This is a genomic window from Burkholderia sp. AU6039 (assembly GCF_002223365.1).
Taxonomy (GTDB): domain Bacteria; phylum Pseudomonadota; class Gammaproteobacteria; order Burkholderiales; family Burkholderiaceae; genus Burkholderia.
In genome coordinates, this window is record NZ_NKFK01000003.1 from 1,999,819 (window position 1) to 2,019,822 (window position 20,004).

Genomic DNA, 20,004 nt, shown 5'->3' on the forward strand with positions numbered 1-20,004 from the left:
CGGAATGTAAGGGTCGGCCAACCTCTGACCAATGAACCCTCCCGCTCCCATCGAAAAAATCCATGGGACGCGCTGCCCGACAGTACCCGTCTCCCGATTACACACGGTTAATTGAGATAACGTCACTTCGGAGGCGATTTAAAGCGGGGAAACTACGTATCCGGCGCTCGGGGTGCCAGGGGCGCCGGTCTCGGCCGTGGCGGCGGCACGTCGCCACGGGACGCGCATCGAAACGGCGCGTTTTCGACAGGAACAGAAGGATAACGTTCCACAGGCCTGTCAGGTTTACCTGTGCATGATCATGGTGCGCCGCGCCTGCCCCTCAGCCGTGCGCACCATCTGGGATCGCGGCATGAAACCGATTCCGAACAGGCACGATAACTCGTTGTTTTATCGATAATTTGTCACGATTGTGCAACGCACAAAAAATACTTGACATTGGTTTTCTCTGCCCTAAAATAAGCCTCATTGCTGCGTTGCACAAAGCACGCGCATCCGAGGTTCCCCAGCGTAGTGCCCTTTACCCTGCGATCGACGCGATCGCTTTTCAGGAGCTTGACATGTCCTTGCTGACCCCCGAGCAAATCGCCGCCGCCCAGAAAGCCAACCTCGAAAGCCTGTTCGGTCTGACGACCAAGGCGTTCGAAGGCGTCGAAAAGCTGATCGAACTCAACCTGCAGGTCGTGAAGTCGACGCTGGCCGAAGGCCAGGAAAACGCGCAGCGCCTGCTGTCGGTGAAGGACGCACAGGAACTGATCGCGCTGCAAGCCAGCCTGTCGCAGCCGGTCGCGGAAAAGGTGCTGTCGTACGGCCGTCACCTGTATGAAATCGCATCGTCGACGCAAGCCGAGTTCGCGAAGGTTGCCGAAGCGCAATTCGAAGAGCAGAACAAGAAGGTCCAGGCACTCGTCGACAACGTCGCGAAGAACGCCCCGGCCGGTTCGGAAACGGCTGTCGCTGCACTGAAGTCGGCACTGAACGCTGCGAACACCACGTACGAAACGGTTCAGAAGGCCACGAAGCAAGCCGTCGAAATCGCTGAAACGAACTTCAACGCTGCTGCTGCCGTCGCAACGAAGGCTGCTACCGCCGCTGCTGCACGTCGTACGAGCAAGCCGGCCGCGTAAGCGTCCCCTGCTCCTGAAAGAGCCGCGCCCAGCGCGGCTTTTTCGTTTCTGGCGCCGGAACATGCTGGAACCGGCACGTTGCCAACCATTCTCGAACGGTCGTTTGAGCATCGGCCGCGCATAAAAGAAAACGCCGCCGCCCGGATGGCCCGGGAGGCGGCGTTTTTTCATGGCCGGCACACTGCCGGCCGAGCCGGTCGCGTTACTTCTTGCGTTGCGGCGGCAGGTCGGTACAGACGCCTTCGTACAGCTCGGCGGCCATGCCGACCGATTCGCCGAGCGTCGGGTGCGGATGGATCGTCTTGCCGATGTCTTCCGCGTCCGCGCCCATCTCGACGGCGAGGCACACTTCGCTGATCAGGTCGCCCGCGTTCAGGCCGACGATGGCACCACCGATCACGCGATGGGTTTCCTCGTCGAAGATCAGCTTCGTGAAGCCTTCGTCACGGCCGTTCGCGATCGCGCGGCCCGATGCGGCCCACGGGAACACGGCCTTGCCGTACTTGATGCCTTCGGCCTTGCACTGGTCTTCCGTCTTGCCGGCCCACGCCACTTCCGGATCGGTGTACGCCACCGACGGGATCTGCAGTGCGTCGAAGTACGCCTTCTCGCCGTGTGCGGCTTCCGCTGCGACGTGGCCTTCATGCACGGCCTTGTGCGCGAGCATCGGCTGGCCGACGATATCGCCGATCGCGAAGATGTGCGGGACGTTCGTGCGCATCTGCTTGTCGACGTCGATGAAGCCGCGATCCGTGACCGCGACACCCGCCTTGTCGGCGCCGATCTTCTTGCCGTTCGGGCTGCGGCCCACCGCGACGAGCACGAGGTCGTAGCGCTGCGCTTCCGCCGGGGCCTTCTCGCCCTCGAACTTCACGTAGATGCCGTCTTCCTTCGCTTCCGCGCCGACCGTCTTGGTCTTCAGCATCACGTTGCCGAAGCGCTTCGCGTTGTACTTTTCCCAGACCTTCACCAGATCGCGGTCCGCGCCCATCATCAGGCCGTCCATCATTTCGACGACGTCGATCTCGGCGCCGAGCGTCGAGTAGACCGTGGCCATTTCGAGGCCGATGATGCCGCCGCCGATCACGAGCATGCGCTTCGGCAGCTGGCGCAGTTCGAGTGCGCCGGTCGAATCGACGACGCGCGGGTCTTCCGGCATGAACGGCAGCTTCACGGCCTGCGAGCCCGCGGCGATGATCGCCTGCTTGAACTTGACGACCTTCTTGCCGTTTTCGCCCTGCACTTCCATGTGGAACGGATCGACGAATGCGCCGACGCCCGTGACCACTTCGACCTTGCGTGCCTTTGCCATGCCGGCGAGGCCCGTCGTCAGCTTCTTGACGACGCCGCCCTTGAAGTCGCGCAGCTTGTCGAGATCGACTTCCGGCTTGCCGAACGTGATGCCGTGCGACGCGAGCGCCGCGGCTTCCTCGACGACCAGCGACGTATGCAGCAGCGCCTTCGACGGGATGCAGCCCACGTTCAGGCACACGCCGCCGAGCGTCGAGTAGCGTTCGACGAGCACCGTCTTCATGCCGAGGTCGGCGGCGCGGAACGCGGCCGAGTAGCCGCCGGGGCCGGCGCCGAGCACGAGCATGTCGCATTCGATGTCGGCTGCACCGGCGTAGCTGCCGGCTTGCGGCGCGGGTGCCGGAGCGGCGGCGGCCGGTGCCGGTGCCGGTGCAGCAGCTGCGGGCTTGGCCGCTTCGGGTGCGGCGGCGCCAGCTGATGCTTCGACGATGGCGATGACGGTGCCTTGCGAGACTTTCTCGCCGGCCTTGACCTTGATTTCCTTGACGGTGCCGGCGACGTCGCTGGGCACCTCCATGGAGGCTTTATCGGATTCGAGCGTGATGAGCGTCTGCTCTTTTTCGATCACGTCGCCGGGTTTGACGTTGACTTCGATGACATCGACGCCGCTGAAATCGCCGATATCCGGAACCTTGACTTCGATGAGACTCATTACTGTCCCCTTCTTGATTAGCTGCAGACAGAGGGGGGAGAAACCCGCAAAAGAACCCAAGACTACGGCCTGACAAGAGAACGCGAACCTGGGCAGGACCACCTTTGCCGTCCGCCCAAGGACGCGCCTTTCTTTTGGTTACTTTTCTTTGGAAGACAAAGAAAAGTGACCGCCGCCCCGCGCAGGGGCGACGCTAATAGACCGTTAGCAAAACAGGTTCAACGACAGGGCATGGATAACAAACAAAAAAACCACGCCCCCGCGAGCCCCCCCGCTCATCAAAGAATGATGCGACGGAAATCGGCGAGCAACGCACCGAGATACGCATTGAACCGCGCGGCTTCGGCGCCATCGATCACACGATGGTCATACGACAGCGACAGCGGCAGCGTAAGCCGCGGCACGAACTGCTTGCCGTCCCACACCGGCTTCATCTGGCCGCGCGACAACCCGAGGATCGCCACTTCCGGCGCGTTGATGATCGGCGTGAAGTTCGTGCCGCCGATCCCGCCGAGCGACGAGATCGAGAAGCAACCGCCCTGCATCTGGTCCGGCTTCAGCTTGCCGTCGCGTGCGGCCTTCGACAGCTCGGCCATTTCCTTCGCGATGTCGACGAGCCCCTTCTTGTCCGCATCGCGGATCACCGGCACGACGAGACCGTTCGGCGTGTCGGCGGCAAACCCGATGTGGTAGTACTGCTTGAACACCAGGTTGTCGCCGTCGAGGCTCGCGTTGAACGTCGGGAATTTCTTCAGCGCGGCGACGACCGCCTTGATCACGAACGCGAGCATCGTGAACTTCACGCCCGCCTTCTCGTGCTCCTTGTTCAGCTGCACGCGCAGTGCTTCGAGCTCGGTGATGTCCGCTTCGTCGTTGTTCGTGACGTGCGGGATCATCACCCAGTTGCGATGCAGGTTCGCGCCCGAGATCTTCTTGATGCGCGACAGCGGCTTCGCCTCGAACGGGCCGAACTTCGAGAAGTCGACCTTCGGCCACGGCAGCAGGTTCAGCTCGCCGCCGCCTGCCGGCGCGGCTGCCGCGGCCGGTGCTGCGCGCTGGCCGGTCATCACGCCCTTCACGAAGCCCGTGACGTCTTCCTTCGTAATGCGGCCCTTCGGACCCGAGCCCTGCACGCGTGCAACTTCGACGCCGAGCTCACGTGCGAACTTGCGCACCGACGGCGACGCGTGGCTCGCGCGGTATTCGCCCGACGCGGCGGCCGGAGCCGGCGCAGCAGCAGCCGGGGCCGGGGCGGCCTTCGCCGGTGCGGCGGCAGGTGCCGGAGCCGGCGCGGCGGCGGCCGGAGCCGGTGCGCTCGCCTGCGGTGCGGCAGCCGCTGCGCCTGCGGCTTCGAGCAGCACGATCAGCGTGCCTTCCGACACCGAATCGCCCACCTTCACCTTGATCTCTTTCACGACGCCGGCGGCCGGGCTCGGCACGTCCATCGTCGCCTTGTCCGACTCGAGCGTGACGAGCGACTGCTCCTTCTCGACCGTGTCGCCGACCTTCACGCCGATCTCGATCACCGGCACATCCTTGTAGTCGCCGATGTCGGGGACCTTCACTTCGAGCGTGCCGCCGGCTGCTGCCGGTGCGGCCGCCGGTGCTGCAGCAGCCGGTGCCGGTGCTGCCGCCGGAGCAGCTGCGGGCGCGGCCGCGCCGTTCGCCTGCGCCGCGGCGCCGCCTTCGAGCAGGACGATCAGCGAGCCTTCCGACACGGAATCGCCCACCTTGACCTTGATTTCCTTCACGACGCCGCCGACCGGGCTCGGCACGTCCATCGTCGCCTTGTCCGACTCGAGCGTGACGAGCGACTGCTCCGGTTCGACGGTATCGCCGACCTTCACGCCGATCTCGATCACCGGCACGTCCTTGTAATCGCCGATATCCGGCACCTTCACTTCGATCGCTTGACTCATCTGTTTCTGTCTCCATGGCCGCGCGCGCCCCTCGCGGGAGCGGCGCGCGGCATCACACGGCGTGTGCGTTAAACGGTCATCGGGTTGGGCTTCGACGGATCGAGGTTGTACTTGGCGATCGCGTCAGCGACCACCTTGCGCTCGATCGTGCCCTCGTCGGCCAGCGCGTTGAGCGCGGCGACGGTGACCCAGTGACGGTCGACTTCGAAGAAGTGACGCAGCTTCTCGCGGGTATCCGAGCGGCCGAAGCCATCCGTGCCCAGCACGACGAAGCGGCGATCGATCTGGCCACGGATCTGGTCGACCAGCGCACGGACGTAGTCGGTCGATGCGATGACCGGGCCCTGCGTGTCCTTCAGGCACTTCTGCACGTGCGACAGACGACGCTCTTCGGTCGGATGGAGCAGGTTCCAGCGTTCGACCTGGTGGCCTTCACGCGCGAGCTCGGTGAAGCTCGGCACGCTCCACAGGTCGGCGGCGACGCCCCAGTCGTTCTTCAGCAGGTCGGCGGCAGCGATCACTTCGTTGAAGATCGTGCCCGCGCCGAGCAGCTGGACGCGCGGCGCCTTCTTGTCGGCGTCGGCCTTCTTGAACGCGTACATGCCCTTGATGATGTCGGCCGCCACGTGCTCGCCCTGCGGAATCGCCGGGTGCTCGTAGTTCTCGTTCATCACCGTGATGTAGTAGTACACGTCTTCCTGGTCCGCCACCATGCGGCGCAGGCCGTCCTGGACGATCACCGCGAGCTCGTAGCCGAAGGTCGGGTCGTAGCTCACGCAGTTCGGCACCGATGCCGCCCACAGGAGCGAGTGGCCGTCTTCGTGCTGCAGGCCTTCGCCGTTCAGCGTCGTGCGGCCCGCGGTACCGCCGAGCAGGAAGCCGCGCGAACGCATGTCGCCCGCGGCCCATGCCAGATCGCCGATCCGCTGGAAGCCGAACATCGAGTAGAAGATGTAGAACGGCACCATGATCTCGCCGTGCGTCGAGTACGACGTCGCCGCCGCGATCCAGTCGCACATGCCGCCCGCTTCGTTGATGCCTTCCTGCAGGATCTGGCCGGTTTCCGATTCCTTGTAGAACATCAGCTGGTCGGAATCTTCCGGCACGTACTTCTGGCCCTGCTGGTTCCAGATGCCGATCTGGCGGAACAGGCCTTCCATGCCGAACGTACGCGATTCGTCCGGGACGATCGGCACGACGCGCTTGCCGAGCGCCTTGTCCTTCAGCAGGATGTTCAGGATCCGCACGAACGCCATCGTCGTCGAGATCTCGCGGCCTTCGCCCGTGCCCTTCAGCAGCGGCTCGAACGCGTCGAGCGCCGGCACCGGCAGCGACGTCGCCTTCTCGCGGCGGTGCGGCAGGTAGCCGCCGAGGTCCATGCGCTGCTTGCGCATGTATTCGAGTTCCTTCGAGCCTTCCTCGAACTTCAGGTACGGCACGTCGGCGATCTGCTCGTCGGTGATCGGCAGGCGGAACTGGTCACGGAACTTCTTCAGTTGCTCGACCGGCAGCTTCTTCTGCTGGTGCGTGATGTTCATCGCCTGGCCCGACTCGCCCATCCCGTAGCCCTTGATGGTCTTCGCGAGGATGACGGTCGGCGCGCCCTTCGTGTTCGTGGCTTCGTGGAAAGCCGCGTAGATCTTGTGCGGATCGTGGCCGCCGCGGTTCAGCGCCCAGATGTCGTCGTCCGACCAGTCGGCGACGAGCGCCTTCAGCTCAGGCGTGTTGAAGAAGTGCTCGCGCACGAACGCACCGGATTCCGACTTGTACGTCTGGTACTCGCCGTCGACGACTTCCATCATGCGGCGCATCAGCGCGCCCGACTTGTCGCGTGCGAACAGCGCGTCCCAACGGCTGCCCCAGATGACCTTGATCACGTTCCAGCCGGCACCGCGGAACTCCGATTCGAGTTCCTGGATGATCTTGCCGTTGCCGCGCACCGGGCCGTCGAGACGCTGCAGGTTGCAGTTGATCACGAACACGAGGTTGTCGAGCTTCTCGCGGCTCGCCATCCCGATCGCGCCGAGCGATTCCGGTTCGTCCGTCTCGCCGTCGCCGAGGAATGCCCACACCTTGCGGCCTTCCGTCTTCGTGATGCCGCGCGCTTCCAGGTACTTCATGAAGCGGGCCTGGTAAATCGCCATGATCGGGCCGAGGCCCATCGACACGGTCGGGAACTGCCAGAAGTCCGGCATCAGCCACGGGTGCGGGTACGACGAAATGCCGTTGCCGTCGACTTCCTGGCGGAAGTTGTCGAGCTGCTCTTCCTTCAGGCGGCCGAGCAGGAACGCGCGCGAGTAGACGCCCGGCGACGAGTGGCCCTGCACGAACACGAGATCGCCGCCATGCTGCTCGGACGCTGCGTGCCAGAAGTGGTTGTAGCCGACGTCATAGAGCGTCGCGGCCGATGCGAACGATGCGATGTGGCCGCCGACGTTCGTGTCCTTGCCTGCGCGCAGCACCATCGCCAGCGCGTTCCAGCGCGTGTACGAACGGATGCGGTGCTCGATGTCCTGGTCACCCGGGATCTTCGCCTGCGCGGCGACCGGGATCGTGTTGATGTACGGGGTATTCGCGGAAAACGGCAGGTGTTCGCCGTGCATGCGGGCGAATTCGATCTGCTTTTCGATCAGGTAGTGCGCGCGGCCAGTGCCCACGGAGGAGATTACGCCGTCGAGCGACTCGAGCCATTCGACGGTTTCCTGCGGGTCGTCGTCATGTTCGGCGGCGACATATTTCATCACTTCGTTCGGTACAGCGGACATTCTCGTCTCCTGGGTCCTGGAATGTGAGGATCGCTCTCGTGCAGACGACGCGACGCGACCGGCTGCGGGCAAGCTCCGACGGATTGTAATGAGCGTGCGCGGGCATGCGCAACAAAATTTTCGAATTGTGAGATCTTTTCTCGCAATGCGGAATATTGCTGCGCTGCACCCATATTTCGGGGCTCTCCGGCGCGTCGCGGCTGAACAAATCCGTTTCCGTTCAACATATCCGGTATAGGTTTTCCATGTATTGCGCTGCGCTACAATCCTGCCATGTTGACCGATCGGCTTTTCGCACGCTCGGCGCGACCGTCGGGCCCGCCGGCGGAGTCGCAGCCGTCCCGTTGGCACCACGGACCGTGGTGGTCCAATTCCTATTTGCTGACGCCCCTGCTGTCGATCCTGGTGTTCCTGGTGGTGATGAGCCTCATCCTGTGGAGCCTCAATCGCCGCGAACAGCAGCAGCAGGAAGACACCCTCTTCCGTAACGTCGCATGGGCGCAGCAGCAGATCCGCCTGTCGATGACGGGCGCGCAGGAACAGCTCCAGGCGCTGTCGCGCGATCTTGCCTCCGGCCGCCTCGACCAGAACGCGTTCCAGATGGCGGTCGCGGACGTGATGCAAACGCATCCGGAAATCCTCTACCTGAACTGGTACACGTCGCCCGGCGTGCAGCGCTGGCCGACCGTGCATCCGCCGCTGCTCGGCCAGCGGCTCGCGAAGCCCGGCGAAGCGCAGATGCAGGACGCCGTGCGCGGCGCGTACGACGAGGCGCGCAGCACGCGCCGTCAGGCCTATTCACCGCTGATCTACGACGACTTCGGCAACGGCTTCATCACGCTGCAGACACCGGTGATGCGCGGCGACCGCGAGTACCTCGGCTCGATCGCCGCGGTGTTCTCGGTCGAAGGCATCCTGAAGCACGACATCCCGCAGGAGTTGTCGTCGAAGTACAAGATCTCGATCACCGACGCGAACAACCGCGAGCTGTCGTCCACGTCGACGCGCCCGCGCCTGCCGCGCGACTCGCACTACGACCTGCCGCTCGATCCGCCCGGCCAGGGGCTGACCGTGCGCGTGTACGCATTCCCGCAGCTCACGAACCTGACCAACAATACGCTCGTATGGCTCGTCGCGGGCCTGTCGTGCTTCGTGCTGTGGAGCCTCTGGAGCCTGTGGAAGCACACGCGCCAGCGCTTCGAGGCGCAGCAGGCGCTGTACGCGGAAGCGTTCTTCCGCCGCGCGATGGAAAACTCGGTGCTGATCGGCATGCGCGTGCTCGACATGCACGGCCGCATCACGCACGTGAACCCCGCGTTCTGCCGGATGACCGGCTGGGACGAAACCGACCTCGTCGGCAAGGTCGCGCCGTTCCCGTACTGGCCGCGCGACGCGTACCCGGAAATGCAGCGCCAGCTCGACATGACGCTGCGCGGCAAGGCGCCGAGCTCGGGCTTCGAGCTGCGCGTGCGGCGCAAGAACGGCACGCTGTTCCATGCGCGCCTGTACGTGTCGCCGCTGATCGACAGCTCGGGCCGCCAGACCGGCTGGATGTCGTCGATGACCGACATCACCGAGCCGAAGCGCGCGCGCGAGGAACTCGCGGCCGCGCACGAGCGCTTCACGACGGTGCTCGAAAGCCTCGACGCCGCGGTGTCGGTGCTGGCCGCCGACGAAGCCGAGCTGCTGTTCGCGAACCGCTACTACCGCCACCTGTTCGGCATTCGTCCGGACGGCCATCTCGAGCTGTCGGGCGGCGGCTTCGACCGCGCGCAGGCCTCATCCGACTCGATCGACATGGTCGACGCGTTCGCGGGCCTGCCGGCCGCCGCGCTGACGAGCAGCACGGCGGACGCGCAGGAGGTGTACGTCGAGAGCATCCAGAAGTGGTTCGAGGTGCGCCGCCAGTACATCCAGTGGGTGGACGGCCACCTCGCGCAGATGCAGATCGCGACCGACATCACGACCCGCAAGAAAGCGCAGGAACTCGCGCACCAGCAGGAAGAGAAGCTGCAGTTCACGAGCCGATTGATGACGATGGGTGAAATGGCGTCGTCGATTGCTCACGAATTGAACCAGCCGCTCGCCGCGATCAACAACTATTGCTCGGGCACGCTCGCGCTCGTGAAGAGCGGCCGCGGCACGCCGGAGACGCTGCAGCCCGCGCTGGAAAAGACCGCGCAGCAGGCGCTGCGTGCGGGGATGATCGTCAAGCGGATCCGCGAATTCGTGAAGCGCAGCGAGCCGAAGCGCCAGCCGGCGCGGGTCGCGGACATCGTCGCCGACGCGGTCGGGCTCGCCGAAATCGAGGCCAGGAAGCGCAGGATCCGGATCGTCACGGAAATCCTCGCAAGAATGCCTATTATTTATGTCGACCCCGTGCTGATCGAGCAGGTGCTCGTGAACCTGATGAAGAACGCGGCCGAAGCGATGGCCGACGTGAAGCCGGCGTCGGTGGACGGCGTGATCCGCGTCGTCGCCGACATCGAGGCGGGCTTCGTCGACATCCGCGTGATCGACCAGGGCCCGGGCGTCGACGAAGCGACCGCCGAGCGCCTGTTTGAACCGTTTTACAGCACCAAGTCCGATGGCATGGGCATGGGGCTGAACATCTGCCGTTCGATCATCGAATCGCATCGGGGGCGTCTGTGGGTGGTCAACAACGTCGAGCCGGATGGCCGCATATCCGGCGCAACGTTCCACTGCAGCCTGCCCATTGGGGAACCCGCTGATCTCGGCCAAGGGGGGCGCGAGGCATCGGCATCACATACCGTTACGGGAGAACTATGAATAGCCCTGTCACCACCACTCAGGAAACCGTCTTTGTCGTTGACGACGACGAGGCCGTACGGGACTCGCTGCGCTGGCTGCTGGAGGCGAACGGCTATCGCGTGCAATGCTTCTCGAGCGCCGAGCAGTTCCTCGATGCCTACCAGCCTGCCCAGCAGGCCGGCCAGATCGCGTGCCTGATCCTCGACGTCCGGATGTCGGGCATGAGCGGCCTCGAACTGCAGGAGCGCCTGATTGCCGACAATGCCGCGCTGCCGATCATCTTCGTCACGGGTCACGGCGACGTGCCGATGGCCGTCTCGACGATGAAAAAGGGTGCGATGGACTTTATCGAGAAACCGTTCGACGAAGCCGAGCTGCGCAAGCTCGTCGAGCGGATGCTCGACAAGGCCCGAAGCGAAAGCAAGAGCGTCCAGGAACAGCGTGCCGCGAGCGAACGCCTGTCGAAGCTGACCGCGCGCGAGCAGCAGGTGCTCGAACGGATCATCGCGGGCCGCCTGAACAAGCAGATCGCCGACGATCTCGGCATCAGCATCAAGACGGTCGAAGCGCACCGCGCGAACATCATGGAAAAGCTCAACGTCAACACGGTGGCTGACCTGCTGCGCCTCGCGCTGTCGAAGAAGCAGGCCTGAGCGAGCGCCGGCCGCGGCGGCACTGCCCGCCCGGCCCTCAGCCAGCCCTGGCCGCCCCGCGCGATGCGGCCCACTCGCGCGGCGGCGGCCTTTCTCCCGGCGCGCGAGCGCCGCGGCCATGACGCTTCCTGCTTATTCGCTGTCGGACGGCGGCAGGCGAACGGTATAATCGCGTGCTTTGCTGCGACGCTTCGGGCGCCGCACGACCGCATTCCAACTTCCCGGCAGGACCACCACCATGACAGCCCTCCTCATCGACGGCAACGCCCTTTCGAAGACCCTGCGCGCCCAGGCCGCCGAACGCACCGCCGCCCTGACCGCACGCGGCCACCAGCCCGGTCTCGCGGTGATCCTCGTCGGCGCCAACCCGGCAAGCGAAGTCTACGTGCGCAACAAGATCAAGGCGTGCGAGGACAACGGTTTCTTCTCGCTGAAGGACGCGTACCCGGACACGCTGTCGGAAGCCGACCTGCTCGCGCACATCGACGCGCTGAACCGCGATCCGAAGATCCACGGCATCCTCGTCCAGCTGCCGCTGCCCAAGCACATCGACAGCCACAAGGTGATCGAGGCAATCGCACCGGAAAAGGACGTCGACGGCTTCCACGTCGCGAACGCCGGCGCGCTGATGACCGGCAAGCCGCTGTTCCGCCCGTGCACGCCGTACGGCGTGATGAAGATGTTCGAGGCGCATGACATCCCGCTGCAGGGCGCGAACGCGGTCGTGATCGGCCGCTCGAACATCGTCGGCAAGCCGATGGCGATGATGCTGCTCGACGCCGGCGCGACCGTGACGATCTGCCACAGCAAGACGCGCGACCTCGCCGCGCACACGCGGCAGGCCGACATCGTGGTCGCCGCGGTCGGCAAGCGCAACATCCTGACCGCCGACATGGTGAAGCCCGGCGCGACGGTGATCGACGTCGGCATGAACCGCGACGACGCGGGCAAGCTGTGCGGCGACGTCGACTTCGCTGGCGTGAAGGAAGTGGCCGGCCACATCACGCCGGTGCCGGGCGGTGTCGGCCCGATGACTATCACGATGCTGCTGATCAACACGATCGAAGCCGCCGAGCGCGCCGCCGACGCGGCAGCCTGAGCGCTTGCCCCGTTCAGCCGGCGTGCGGTTCCGCACGCCGGCGCCTTGCCGGCCGCATTCTGTCGGCCGCGCCACCCGACGCCTCCACCCCGCATCCGACCCCGCGTCAATCGCGTCGTTAGAAACTAACGATTGGAAAGCGCGCGATGCGCCCCAATAATGTCGATATCGGGCGCCGCGTTGCCTTGCGCGCCTTACCCTTTTCACTCCGGTTCATCCGGCCACAGACAGGGAGTCTTATGTCCGCCAGCGCCAACACCAACCCGCTGCTCGATTTCTCGGGCCTGCCCCGCTTCGGCGAGATCCGCCCGGAACACGTGACGCCCGCGCTCGACACGCTGCTCGATGACGCCAACCGCGCGGTCGAGACGGCAAGCGCGGCCGCGACGCCGGCAACCTGGGCAGCCGTCGTCGAGACGGTCGAGCAAGCGACGGAGCCGCTCGGTCGCGCGTGGGGCATCGTCGGCCACCTGAACGCGGTTGCCGATACGCCCGAACTGCGGGCCGCCTATGGCGAGAATCTGCCGCGCGTGACCGAATTCTGGTCGAGCGTCGGCCAGAACCTCGCGCTATACGAGAAGTACAAGGCGATCGCCGCAAGCGCCGAATACGCGACGCTGTCCACCGAACGCAAGAAGATCCTCGACAACGCGCTGCGCGATTTCCGCCTGTCGGGCGCCGAGCTGCCCGAGGACCAGAAGCCGCGCTTCGCCGAACTGCAGGAACAGCAGGCCGCGCTGTCGAAGGCCTTCTCCGATCACGTGCTCGACGCGACCAACGCGTACGCATATTTCGTGCAGGATGAGGCCGACCTGGCCGGCCTGCCCGGCGACGCGATCGAGGCCGCCCGCGAAGCCGCGCAAAAGGATGCCAAGGAAGGCTGGAAATTCACGCTGCACTTCCCGTCGTACTTCCCGGTGCTGCAATACGCGGACAACCGCGCACTGCGCGAGACGCTCTACCGCGCCTATGCGACGCGCGCGTCGGAACTCGGGCCGCAGTACGGTGACGGCAAGGCCGAATGGGACAACACGGCGATCGTCGCCGATGCGCTGAAGCTGCGCCGCGAAGAGGCGCTGATGCTCGGCTTCCGCAACTTCGCCGAAGTATCGCTCGCGCCGAAGATGGCCGAATCGCCGCAGCAGGTGATCGCGTTCCTCGAGGATCTCGCGACGCGCGCGCGCCCGCACGCCGACAAGGACTGGGACGAGCTGCGCACGTTCGCCGCGAAGGAACTCGGCCTCGCCGAACTCGCGCCGTGGGACGTCGCATTCGCGGCCGAAAAGCTGCGCCAGCAGCGCTATGCGTTCTCGGAAAACGAGGTCAAGCAGTACTTCCCGGAGCCGGCCGCGCTGAAGGGCCTGTTCACCGTCACCGAGACGCTGTTCGGCGTGCAGATCAAGCCGGACGACGCGCCGGTGTGGCACAAGGACGTGCGTTTCTTCCGCGTCGAGAATCGCGACGGCTCGCTCGTCGCGCAGTTCTATCTCGACCTGTACGCGCGCGAAGGCAAGCGCGGCGGCGCATGGATGGACGACGCGCGTTCGCGCGCGAAGCGCGGCAGCTCCGTGCAGACGCCGGTCGCCTATCTCACCTGCAACTTCTCGGCGCCGGTCGGCGGCAAGCCCGCGTGCTTCACGCACGACGAAGTCATCACGCTGTTCCATGAATTCGGCCACGGGCTGCACCACATGCTCACGCGCGTCGACGAACTCGGCGTGTCGGGCATCAACGGCGTCGAATGGGATGCCGTCGAGCTGCCGTCGCAGTTCATGGAAAACTTCTGCTGGGAATGGGACGTGCTGTCGTCGATGTCATCGCACGTCGACACGGGCGCCGCGCTGCCGCGCGAGCTGTTCGACAAGATGATCGCGGCGAAGAACTTCCAGAGCGGGCTCGGCACGCTGCGCCAGATCGTGTTCTCGATGTTCGACATGCTGCTGCACGTCGACTTCGACCCGGCGGGCGCCACCGGCGTGACCGCGTTCGCGCGCGAGATCAACGAGCGCTATCACGTGATCCCGCAAGCCGCGTTCTCGCGCTGGCCGAACACGTTCAGCCACATCTTCGCGGGCGGCTACGCGGCCGGCTACTACAGCTACAAGTGGGCCGAGGTGCTGTCGGCCGATGCGTACGCGGCGTTCGAGGAAGCGGCGGCCACGAGCGGCAGCGTGCTCGATGCGGCGACCGGCACGCGCTATCGCCGCGAAATCCTCGAGGTCGGCGGCAGCCGCCCGGCGATGGATTCGTTCAAGGCATTCCGCGGCCGCGAGCCGCAGATCGATGCGCTGCTGCGCCACAACGGGATGGCCGCGCCCGCGCACTAAGCGGGCCGCCAGCGCTTTCGGCTGCATGTGAGCAAAGGCACCGCTTCGGCGGTGCCTTTTTTCATGGCGCGGGCGACTCGTCGTCGAACAGCGAGAACTGCCCGTGGCGCTCGGCGGTATCTTCGTCGATACGCACGCCGACGCCGAGCAGCCGCACCGCCTGCGCCCGCCGTTGCAGGCCCTTCGCGAGCAGCGTGACGGCCGTGTCCGCATTCGTCGCATCGGCTACGCACTCGACCGTCGTGCGCTGGAAATCGGCGAAGCGGATCTTCACGTACAGCTTGCGGATCGAGCGCGCGGCGCCCGCCCGTTCGATTCGCGCGTCGAGTTGCACGACGAGGCGGCGGATTTCCTCCGCGCACTGCTCGAGCGTCGTCAGGTCGGTCACGTAGGTCGTCTCGACACTGACCGACTTGCGCTCCTGGTCGGCCTGCACGCGCCGCTCGTCGATCCCGCGCGACAGTTCGTACAACCGCCGCCCGAACGCGCCGAATTCGCGGTGCAGGTCGATCAGCGGCCAGTCGCGCAACTGCGCGCAGGTCTGGATGCCGAGCCGGTCGAGCCGCGTGGCCGTCACCTTGCCGACGCCGTGCAGCTTGCGCACCGGCAGCGCCGCGACGAACGCGTCGATCTCGTGCGGCCGCACGACGAACAGCCCGTCGGGCTTGTTCCAGTCGGACGCGATCTTCGCGATGAACTTGTTCGGCGCAACGCCGGCCGACACGGTCACGCCGACCGTGTCGAACACGCGCTGGCGGATCTCCCGCGCAATCAGCGTGGCACTCCCCTGGCACCGCTCCGACCCGCTGACGTCGAGGTACGCCTCGTCGAGCGACAGCGGCTCGACGTCGGGCGTGTAGTCGCGATAGATCGCCATGATCTGCCGCGATGCCGCGCGGTACTTGTCCATCGCGGTCGGCAGGATCAGCAGGTCCGGGCACTTGCGCATCGCCAGCGCCGACGACATCGCAGAATGCACGCCGTAGCGCCGCGCCTCGTAGTTGCAGGTCGCGATCACGCCACGCTGATCGGGCCGGCCGCCGACCGCGAGCGGCCGGTTGCGCAGCGACGGGTCGTCGCGCATCTCGACCGACGCGTAGAAGCAGTCGCAGTCGCAGTGAATGATCTTGCGCATGCGCGGCTGCGCGTCGCCGGGCGGCGGCACGTGCGGATCGGCAGGCGGAATGATGGTCGGGTTCACGGTGCCGATACTGTACAAAAACACAGTGCCGGTTTCAACTGTCGCGTGCGGCCGTAGCCGGCGGCGCCGTACTGGCCCGCCTTGCGCGGATCGTACCGGCCGGGCACGAACAGCGGCGCCTATACTCGTCTGCCGCAAAACACGAAACGCAAAAGGTGACAGATGAAGACGATCGGACTGATCGGCGGGATGAGCTGGGAATCGTCGGCCGAGTACTACCGGATGATCAATCGCCATTCGAAGGCGTTGCACGGCGGGCACCACAACGCGAAGAGCGTGCTGGTCACGGTCGATTTCGCGGAGATCGAAGCGCTGCAGCGCACGCACGACTGGGCCGCGCTCGGCGAACGGATGGCCGGCGCCGCACGACAGCTCGAAGCGGCCGGCGCCGATCTGGTCGTGCTGACCACCAATACGATGCATCGCGTATGCGATGCGATCGAAGCCGCGGTGAAGTTGCCGTTCCTGCACATCGTCGATCCGACCGGCACCGCGCTGCGCGATGCCGGCGTCGAGCGCGTCGCGCTGCTCGGCACGCGCTACACGATGGAGCTGCCGTTCTATGCGGAGCGGCTGCGCGGGAAGTTCGGGATGGAGGTGCTCGTGCCGGACGAACGCGGGCGCGACGACGTGCACCGGATCATCTACGACGAGCTGTGCCACGGCATCGTCTCGCCGGAATCGCGCGCGACGTACGTGACGATCATCGAGGAACTGGCCCGGCGCGGTGCGCAGGCCGTGATCCTCGGCTGCACGGAAATCACGCTGCTGATCGGCGCGGACGACTCGCCGCTGCCGGTGTTCGATACGACCGCGCTGCATGCGAAGGCGGCGGTCGAGTGGGCGGCGCGCTGATCGCTGCCGCGCGGAAAACAAAAAACCCGGCACGGGGCCGGGTTCCTGTCGACGAAGCGCGCATCGGTCACTTGCGCTGCACATCGTCTGGTGTGCTTGGTTGCGGGGGTAGGATTTGAACCTACGACCTTCGGGTTATGAGCCCGACGAGCTGCCAGACTGCTCCACCCCGCGTCAGAGAAATAAATTATAGGGTGAGGGAGTACTCACGTCAATACTTTTGTCACAATTTCTTCTCGATTCATCGAAACGGCCGCGCGCGGCGCCTCCCCCGCCCCGCACGAAGCGCGCGTTCGCGCCCCGTGCTCGCGGTAAGATGGCGGCCTTCGCATTCACCCCGCACGCACACTCCCGTTCATGAAAATCGCCACCTGGAACGTCAACTCGCTCAACGTCCGCAAGCAGCACGTGCTCGACTGGCTCGCGCAAAGTGGAACCGACGTGCTGTGCCTGCAGGAACTGAAGCTGCCGGACGAGAAATTCCCGCGCGCCGATCTCGAGGCGGTCGGCTACCGCAGCTGGTTCACCGGCCAGAAGACCTACAACGGCGTCGCGATCCTCGCGCGCGACACGCTGTCCGTCGACGAATCGGACGTCGTGCGCAACATCCCGGGCTTCGACGACCCGCAGCAGCGCGTGGTCGCCGCGACGGTCGACGGCGTGCGCATCGTGTCCGCCTATTTCCCGAACGGCCAGGCGCCCGACTCCGACAAGTTCGTCTACAAGATGCAATGGCTCGACGCGCTGCAGGCATGGCTGCGCACCGAGCTGCAGCGCTACCCGAAGCTCGCGCTGCTCGGCGACTACAACATCGCGCCGGAAGACCGCGACGTGCACGACCCGGCGAAATGGGAAGGCCAGAACCTCGTGTCGCCGCAGGAGCGCGCCCACTTCGCGCAGCTGATCGAGCTGGGCTTCGTCGACGCGTTCCGCCGCTTCGAACAGCCGGAGAAGACCTTCACGTGGTGGGACTACCGGATGATGGCGTTCCGCCGCAACGCGGGGCTGCGCATCGACCACGTGCTGCTGTCGCCGGCGCTCGCGGAAACCTGCACGTCGTGCGAAGTCGATCGCACGCCGCGCACGTGGGAACAGCCGTCCGACCACACGCCCGTCGTCGCGGTCGTCGGCTGATCTTCCGGGCAGCCCGCGCGCGTTCAGCGCCGCGCGGGCGCCGGCCCGAGATGAGCCCACAGGAACCCGAATTCGGCCGCATCGGCCTCCGCGCGTTCCAGATCGTCGGCGCTGCCGTGGCCGCCGTCGGTGTTCTCCCAGTACCACACCCGTTCATGACCGAGCGCGTGCATGCGCGCGGCCATCTTGCGTGCGTGCGCCGGATGCACGCGGTCGTCGCGCGTCGACGTCGTCAGCAACAGCGGCGGATACGCGACGCCTTCGCGCACACGGTGATACGGCGAGTACGCGGCTAGCGCCGCACCTTCGTGCGGATCGTCCGGGTCACCGTATTCGTCGAGCCATGCGGCGCCCGCGTGCAGCTTCGGATAACGCTGCATGTCGAGCAGCGGCACGCGGCAGAGCACCGCGCCGAACAACTCCGGCCGCTGCACCATGCACGCGGCGACCAGCAGCCCGCCGTTGCTGCCGCCTTCGATGCCGAGCTGCGCGGCGGTCGTCACGCCGGTCGCGACCAGATCCTCGGCCACCGCGATGAAATCGTCGAAGGAACGCTGGCGATGTTCGCGCTGCGCATCGACGTGCCAGCGCGGCCCGAACTCGCCACCGCCGCGGATGTGCGCGAACGCCATCACGCCGCCGCGCTCGAGCCACCCGATACCGAACGCATCGCTGTAGCCCGGCAGGTTCGGGATCGCGAAGCCGCCATAGCCCGACAGCAGGCACGGCCGCGCGACACGCGCGGCACCGTCGGCCACGTCGAGTGCATCGCGCGGCCCGATCAGCGTGTACGGCACGATCGTGCCGTCTTGCGAGCGTGCGCTCGCGCGGCGCACGACGAGCCCGGCCGCGCCGAACTGCACCGGCGGCCGGTCGAGCAGCACGCGACGCGACGGCGCATCGTCCGCGCGATCCGCAAGGTCGGCCAGCCAGCATTCGGGCGGATCGATATAGGTGTCGACGTCCACGTAAATCTCGTCGTTCAGCGTCGATTCGACGGGCTCGACGTCGATCTGCGTATCGCCCGGCCCCGGCCACTCGAACGGCCGCGCGTCCCACGTCCACGTACCGTCATCGGCCTGGCTCGGCTGCCACAGCATCGTGCGGTTGTGCACGTCGTCGAGCCAGCTCGCGATCAGCGTCGTGCGCGTGTGCGTCCACGTGCATGCGGACGTCGACGGTTGCGGCGCGAACAGCGTCGTGAGTTCGCGCGACCCGGCCAGGAACGCCTGCTCGCGGATCGCGAGCAGCGAACCACCCGCATGGCGCACGCCGTCGCAATCCCAGTCGAGGCGCGGCTCCAGCATGAGCCAGCCTTCCCAGAACCCGACCTCGACGTGGGTCGGTACGTCGTAGCGCACCCACTCGCCTGCCTCCGTCAAGCGGTACGCGTGTGCGTCGAAGAAATCGACGCTGCGCCACGCGACGTGACGGTTGTCGATCGGATCGAACCCCGCACCCGCGCTGATGTCGTCGGGTTCGCCGCGGAAGACGACGGGCGCGTCGGCCAGCGCGGTGCCACGCACCCAGCGCCGCGCTTCATACGGATAGCCGGCCGCGGTCGCATGCGCTTCGCCGCGATCCCAGCTCACGTAGACGGTATCGCGATCGATCCAGCCGACCGTGTGATGTCCCGGCTCGTCGATCGTGAAACCGCCGTCGACGAAACGGCGTTCGACGAGATCGAATTCGCGCACGACGACCGCGTCGGCCCCGCCCGGCGACAGCGACAGCAGCGCGCGATCGCCGTCCGGGTACAGGATCGCGTCCTGCTCGAACACCCACGACTCGCCCTCCTCCGCACCGAGCGCGTCGACGTCGAGCAGCGTTTCCCACGCCGGTTTTCCCGCGCGCCAGTCGTCCCAGCGCGTGCGGCGCCACAGCCCCTTCGGATGGAGATCGTCCTGCCACAGGTCGTAGGCCCAGTCGCGCCAGCGCGTCGGAATCACCGGGCGCTCGCGCGGCAGGTACGCTTTGGCGAGGCGCGCCGTCAGCGCGCGATACGCGTCGTCGTCACGCAGCGCGGCGCGCGTGCGCGCATTCTGCTCGTCGACCCACGTGCGGGCGCGCTTGCTGTCGAGTGATTCGAGGAAACGGAACGGGTCGGCCCCGGCGGGCCAGCGGAAGGAATCGGACATTGAGGATCGGCGGAATGGCAAACGGCGTGCAAACCGCGATTATGTCCGATC

The 20,004-nt window shown here is 66.0% G+C and carries 12 protein-coding genes and 1 tRNA gene; 7 read left to right on the forward strand and 6 right to left on the reverse strand.

Annotated features, from left to right (window positions below):
* The first annotated feature begins 560 nt into the window (after window positions 1-560).
* On the forward strand, window positions 561-1,127 hold the full coding sequence (locus CFB39_RS12120) for a phasin family protein (RefSeq protein ID WP_039364780.1): 567 nt from the start codon (window positions 561-563) through the stop codon (window positions 1,125-1,127).
* A 202-nt stretch (window positions 1,128-1,329) separates the two neighbouring features.
* Here CFB39_RS12120 and lpdA read toward each other — a convergent pair whose 3' ends face one another.
* The 3 genes from lpdA to aceE all read right to left on the reverse strand — a co-directional run bounded on the left by lpdA (window position 1,330) and on the right by aceE (window position 7,774).
* Window positions 1,330-3,090, reverse strand: a complete 1,761-nt coding sequence (gene lpdA / locus CFB39_RS12125; protein WP_089473150.1) for a dihydrolipoyl dehydrogenase — start codon at window positions 3,088-3,090, stop codon at window positions 1,330-1,332.
* Between the two features lie 278 nt (window positions 3,091-3,368).
* Window positions 3,369-5,009: a dihydrolipoyllysine-residue acetyltransferase gene (aceF, locus tag CFB39_RS12130; protein WP_089473151.1), complete on the reverse strand. Its 1,641-nt coding sequence runs from the start codon at window positions 5,007-5,009 to the stop codon at window positions 3,369-3,371.
* A gap of 68 nt (window positions 5,010-5,077) precedes the next feature.
* Window positions 5,078-7,774 (reverse strand): pyruvate dehydrogenase (acetyl-transferring), homodimeric type, encoded by a 2,697-nt coding sequence (aceE, locus tag CFB39_RS12135; RefSeq protein WP_089425765.1) that lies wholly within the window; start codon window positions 7,772-7,774, stop codon window positions 5,078-5,080.
* 273 nt (window positions 7,775-8,047) lie between these two features.
* Between aceE and fixL the strand changes: the two genes are divergently transcribed.
* From fixL to CFB39_RS12155, 4 genes are all read left to right on the forward strand, one after another.
* Window positions 8,048-10,564, forward strand: coding sequence for an oxygen sensor histidine kinase FixL (fixL, locus tag CFB39_RS12140; protein WP_011352574.1), 2,517 nt, complete (start codon window positions 8,048-8,050; stop codon window positions 10,562-10,564).
* Window positions 10,561-11,199 carry an oxygen response regulator transcription factor FixJ gene (gene fixJ / locus CFB39_RS12145; RefSeq protein WP_006493245.1) on the forward strand — a complete coding sequence of 213 codons (639 nt, stop codon included), beginning with the start codon at window positions 10,561-10,563 and terminating at the stop codon, window positions 11,197-11,199. Before fixL ends, fixJ begins: the two co-directional genes overlap by 4 nt.
* A gap of 238 nt (window positions 11,200-11,437) precedes the next feature.
* The gene (gene folD / locus CFB39_RS12150) at window positions 11,438-12,298 is read left to right on the forward strand and encodes a bifunctional methylenetetrahydrofolate dehydrogenase/methenyltetrahydrofolate cyclohydrolase FolD (protein WP_089473152.1); all 861 of its coding nucleotides are present in this window, start codon (window positions 11,438-11,440) and stop codon (window positions 12,296-12,298) included.
* Window positions 12,299-12,537: 239 nt separating this feature from the next.
* The gene (locus tag CFB39_RS12155) at window positions 12,538-14,625 is read left to right on the forward strand and encodes a M3 family metallopeptidase (protein ID WP_089473153.1); all 2,088 of its coding nucleotides are present in this window, start codon (window positions 12,538-12,540) and stop codon (window positions 14,623-14,625) included.
* A 61-nt stretch (window positions 14,626-14,686) separates the two neighbouring features.
* Here CFB39_RS12155 and dinB read toward each other — a convergent pair whose 3' ends face one another.
* Complete coding sequence (gene dinB, locus CFB39_RS12160) at window positions 14,687-15,850, reverse strand: DNA polymerase IV (RefSeq protein WP_089473154.1); 1,164 nt, start codon at window positions 15,848-15,850, stop codon at window positions 14,687-14,689.
* Window positions 15,851-15,988: 138 nt separating this feature from the next.
* On the opposite strand from dinB, the gene CFB39_RS12165 reads away from it, so the two are divergent.
* Window positions 15,989-16,681, forward strand: a complete 693-nt coding sequence (locus CFB39_RS12165; protein WP_089473155.1) for an aspartate/glutamate racemase family protein — start codon at window positions 15,989-15,991, stop codon at window positions 16,679-16,681.
* A 97-nt stretch (window positions 16,682-16,778) separates the two neighbouring features.
* Here the strand turns inward: CFB39_RS12165 and CFB39_RS12170 are convergent.
* Window positions 16,779-16,855 (reverse strand) — tRNA-Met (locus CFB39_RS12170).
* Between the two features lie 183 nt (window positions 16,856-17,038).
* Between CFB39_RS12170 and xth the strand changes: the two genes are divergently transcribed.
* A complete protein-coding gene (gene xth, locus CFB39_RS12175) occupies window positions 17,039-17,815 on the forward strand; it encodes an exodeoxyribonuclease III (RefSeq protein ID WP_089425780.1) in 777 nt (258 codons plus the stop codon).
* 23 nt (window positions 17,816-17,838) lie between these two features.
* Here the strand turns inward: xth and CFB39_RS12180 are convergent, their stop codons facing one another.
* Window positions 17,839-19,953, reverse strand: coding sequence for a prolyl oligopeptidase family protein (locus tag CFB39_RS12180; protein ID WP_089473156.1), 2,115 nt, complete (start codon window positions 19,951-19,953; stop codon window positions 17,839-17,841).
* Window positions 19,954-20,004 lie beyond the last annotated feature (51 nt).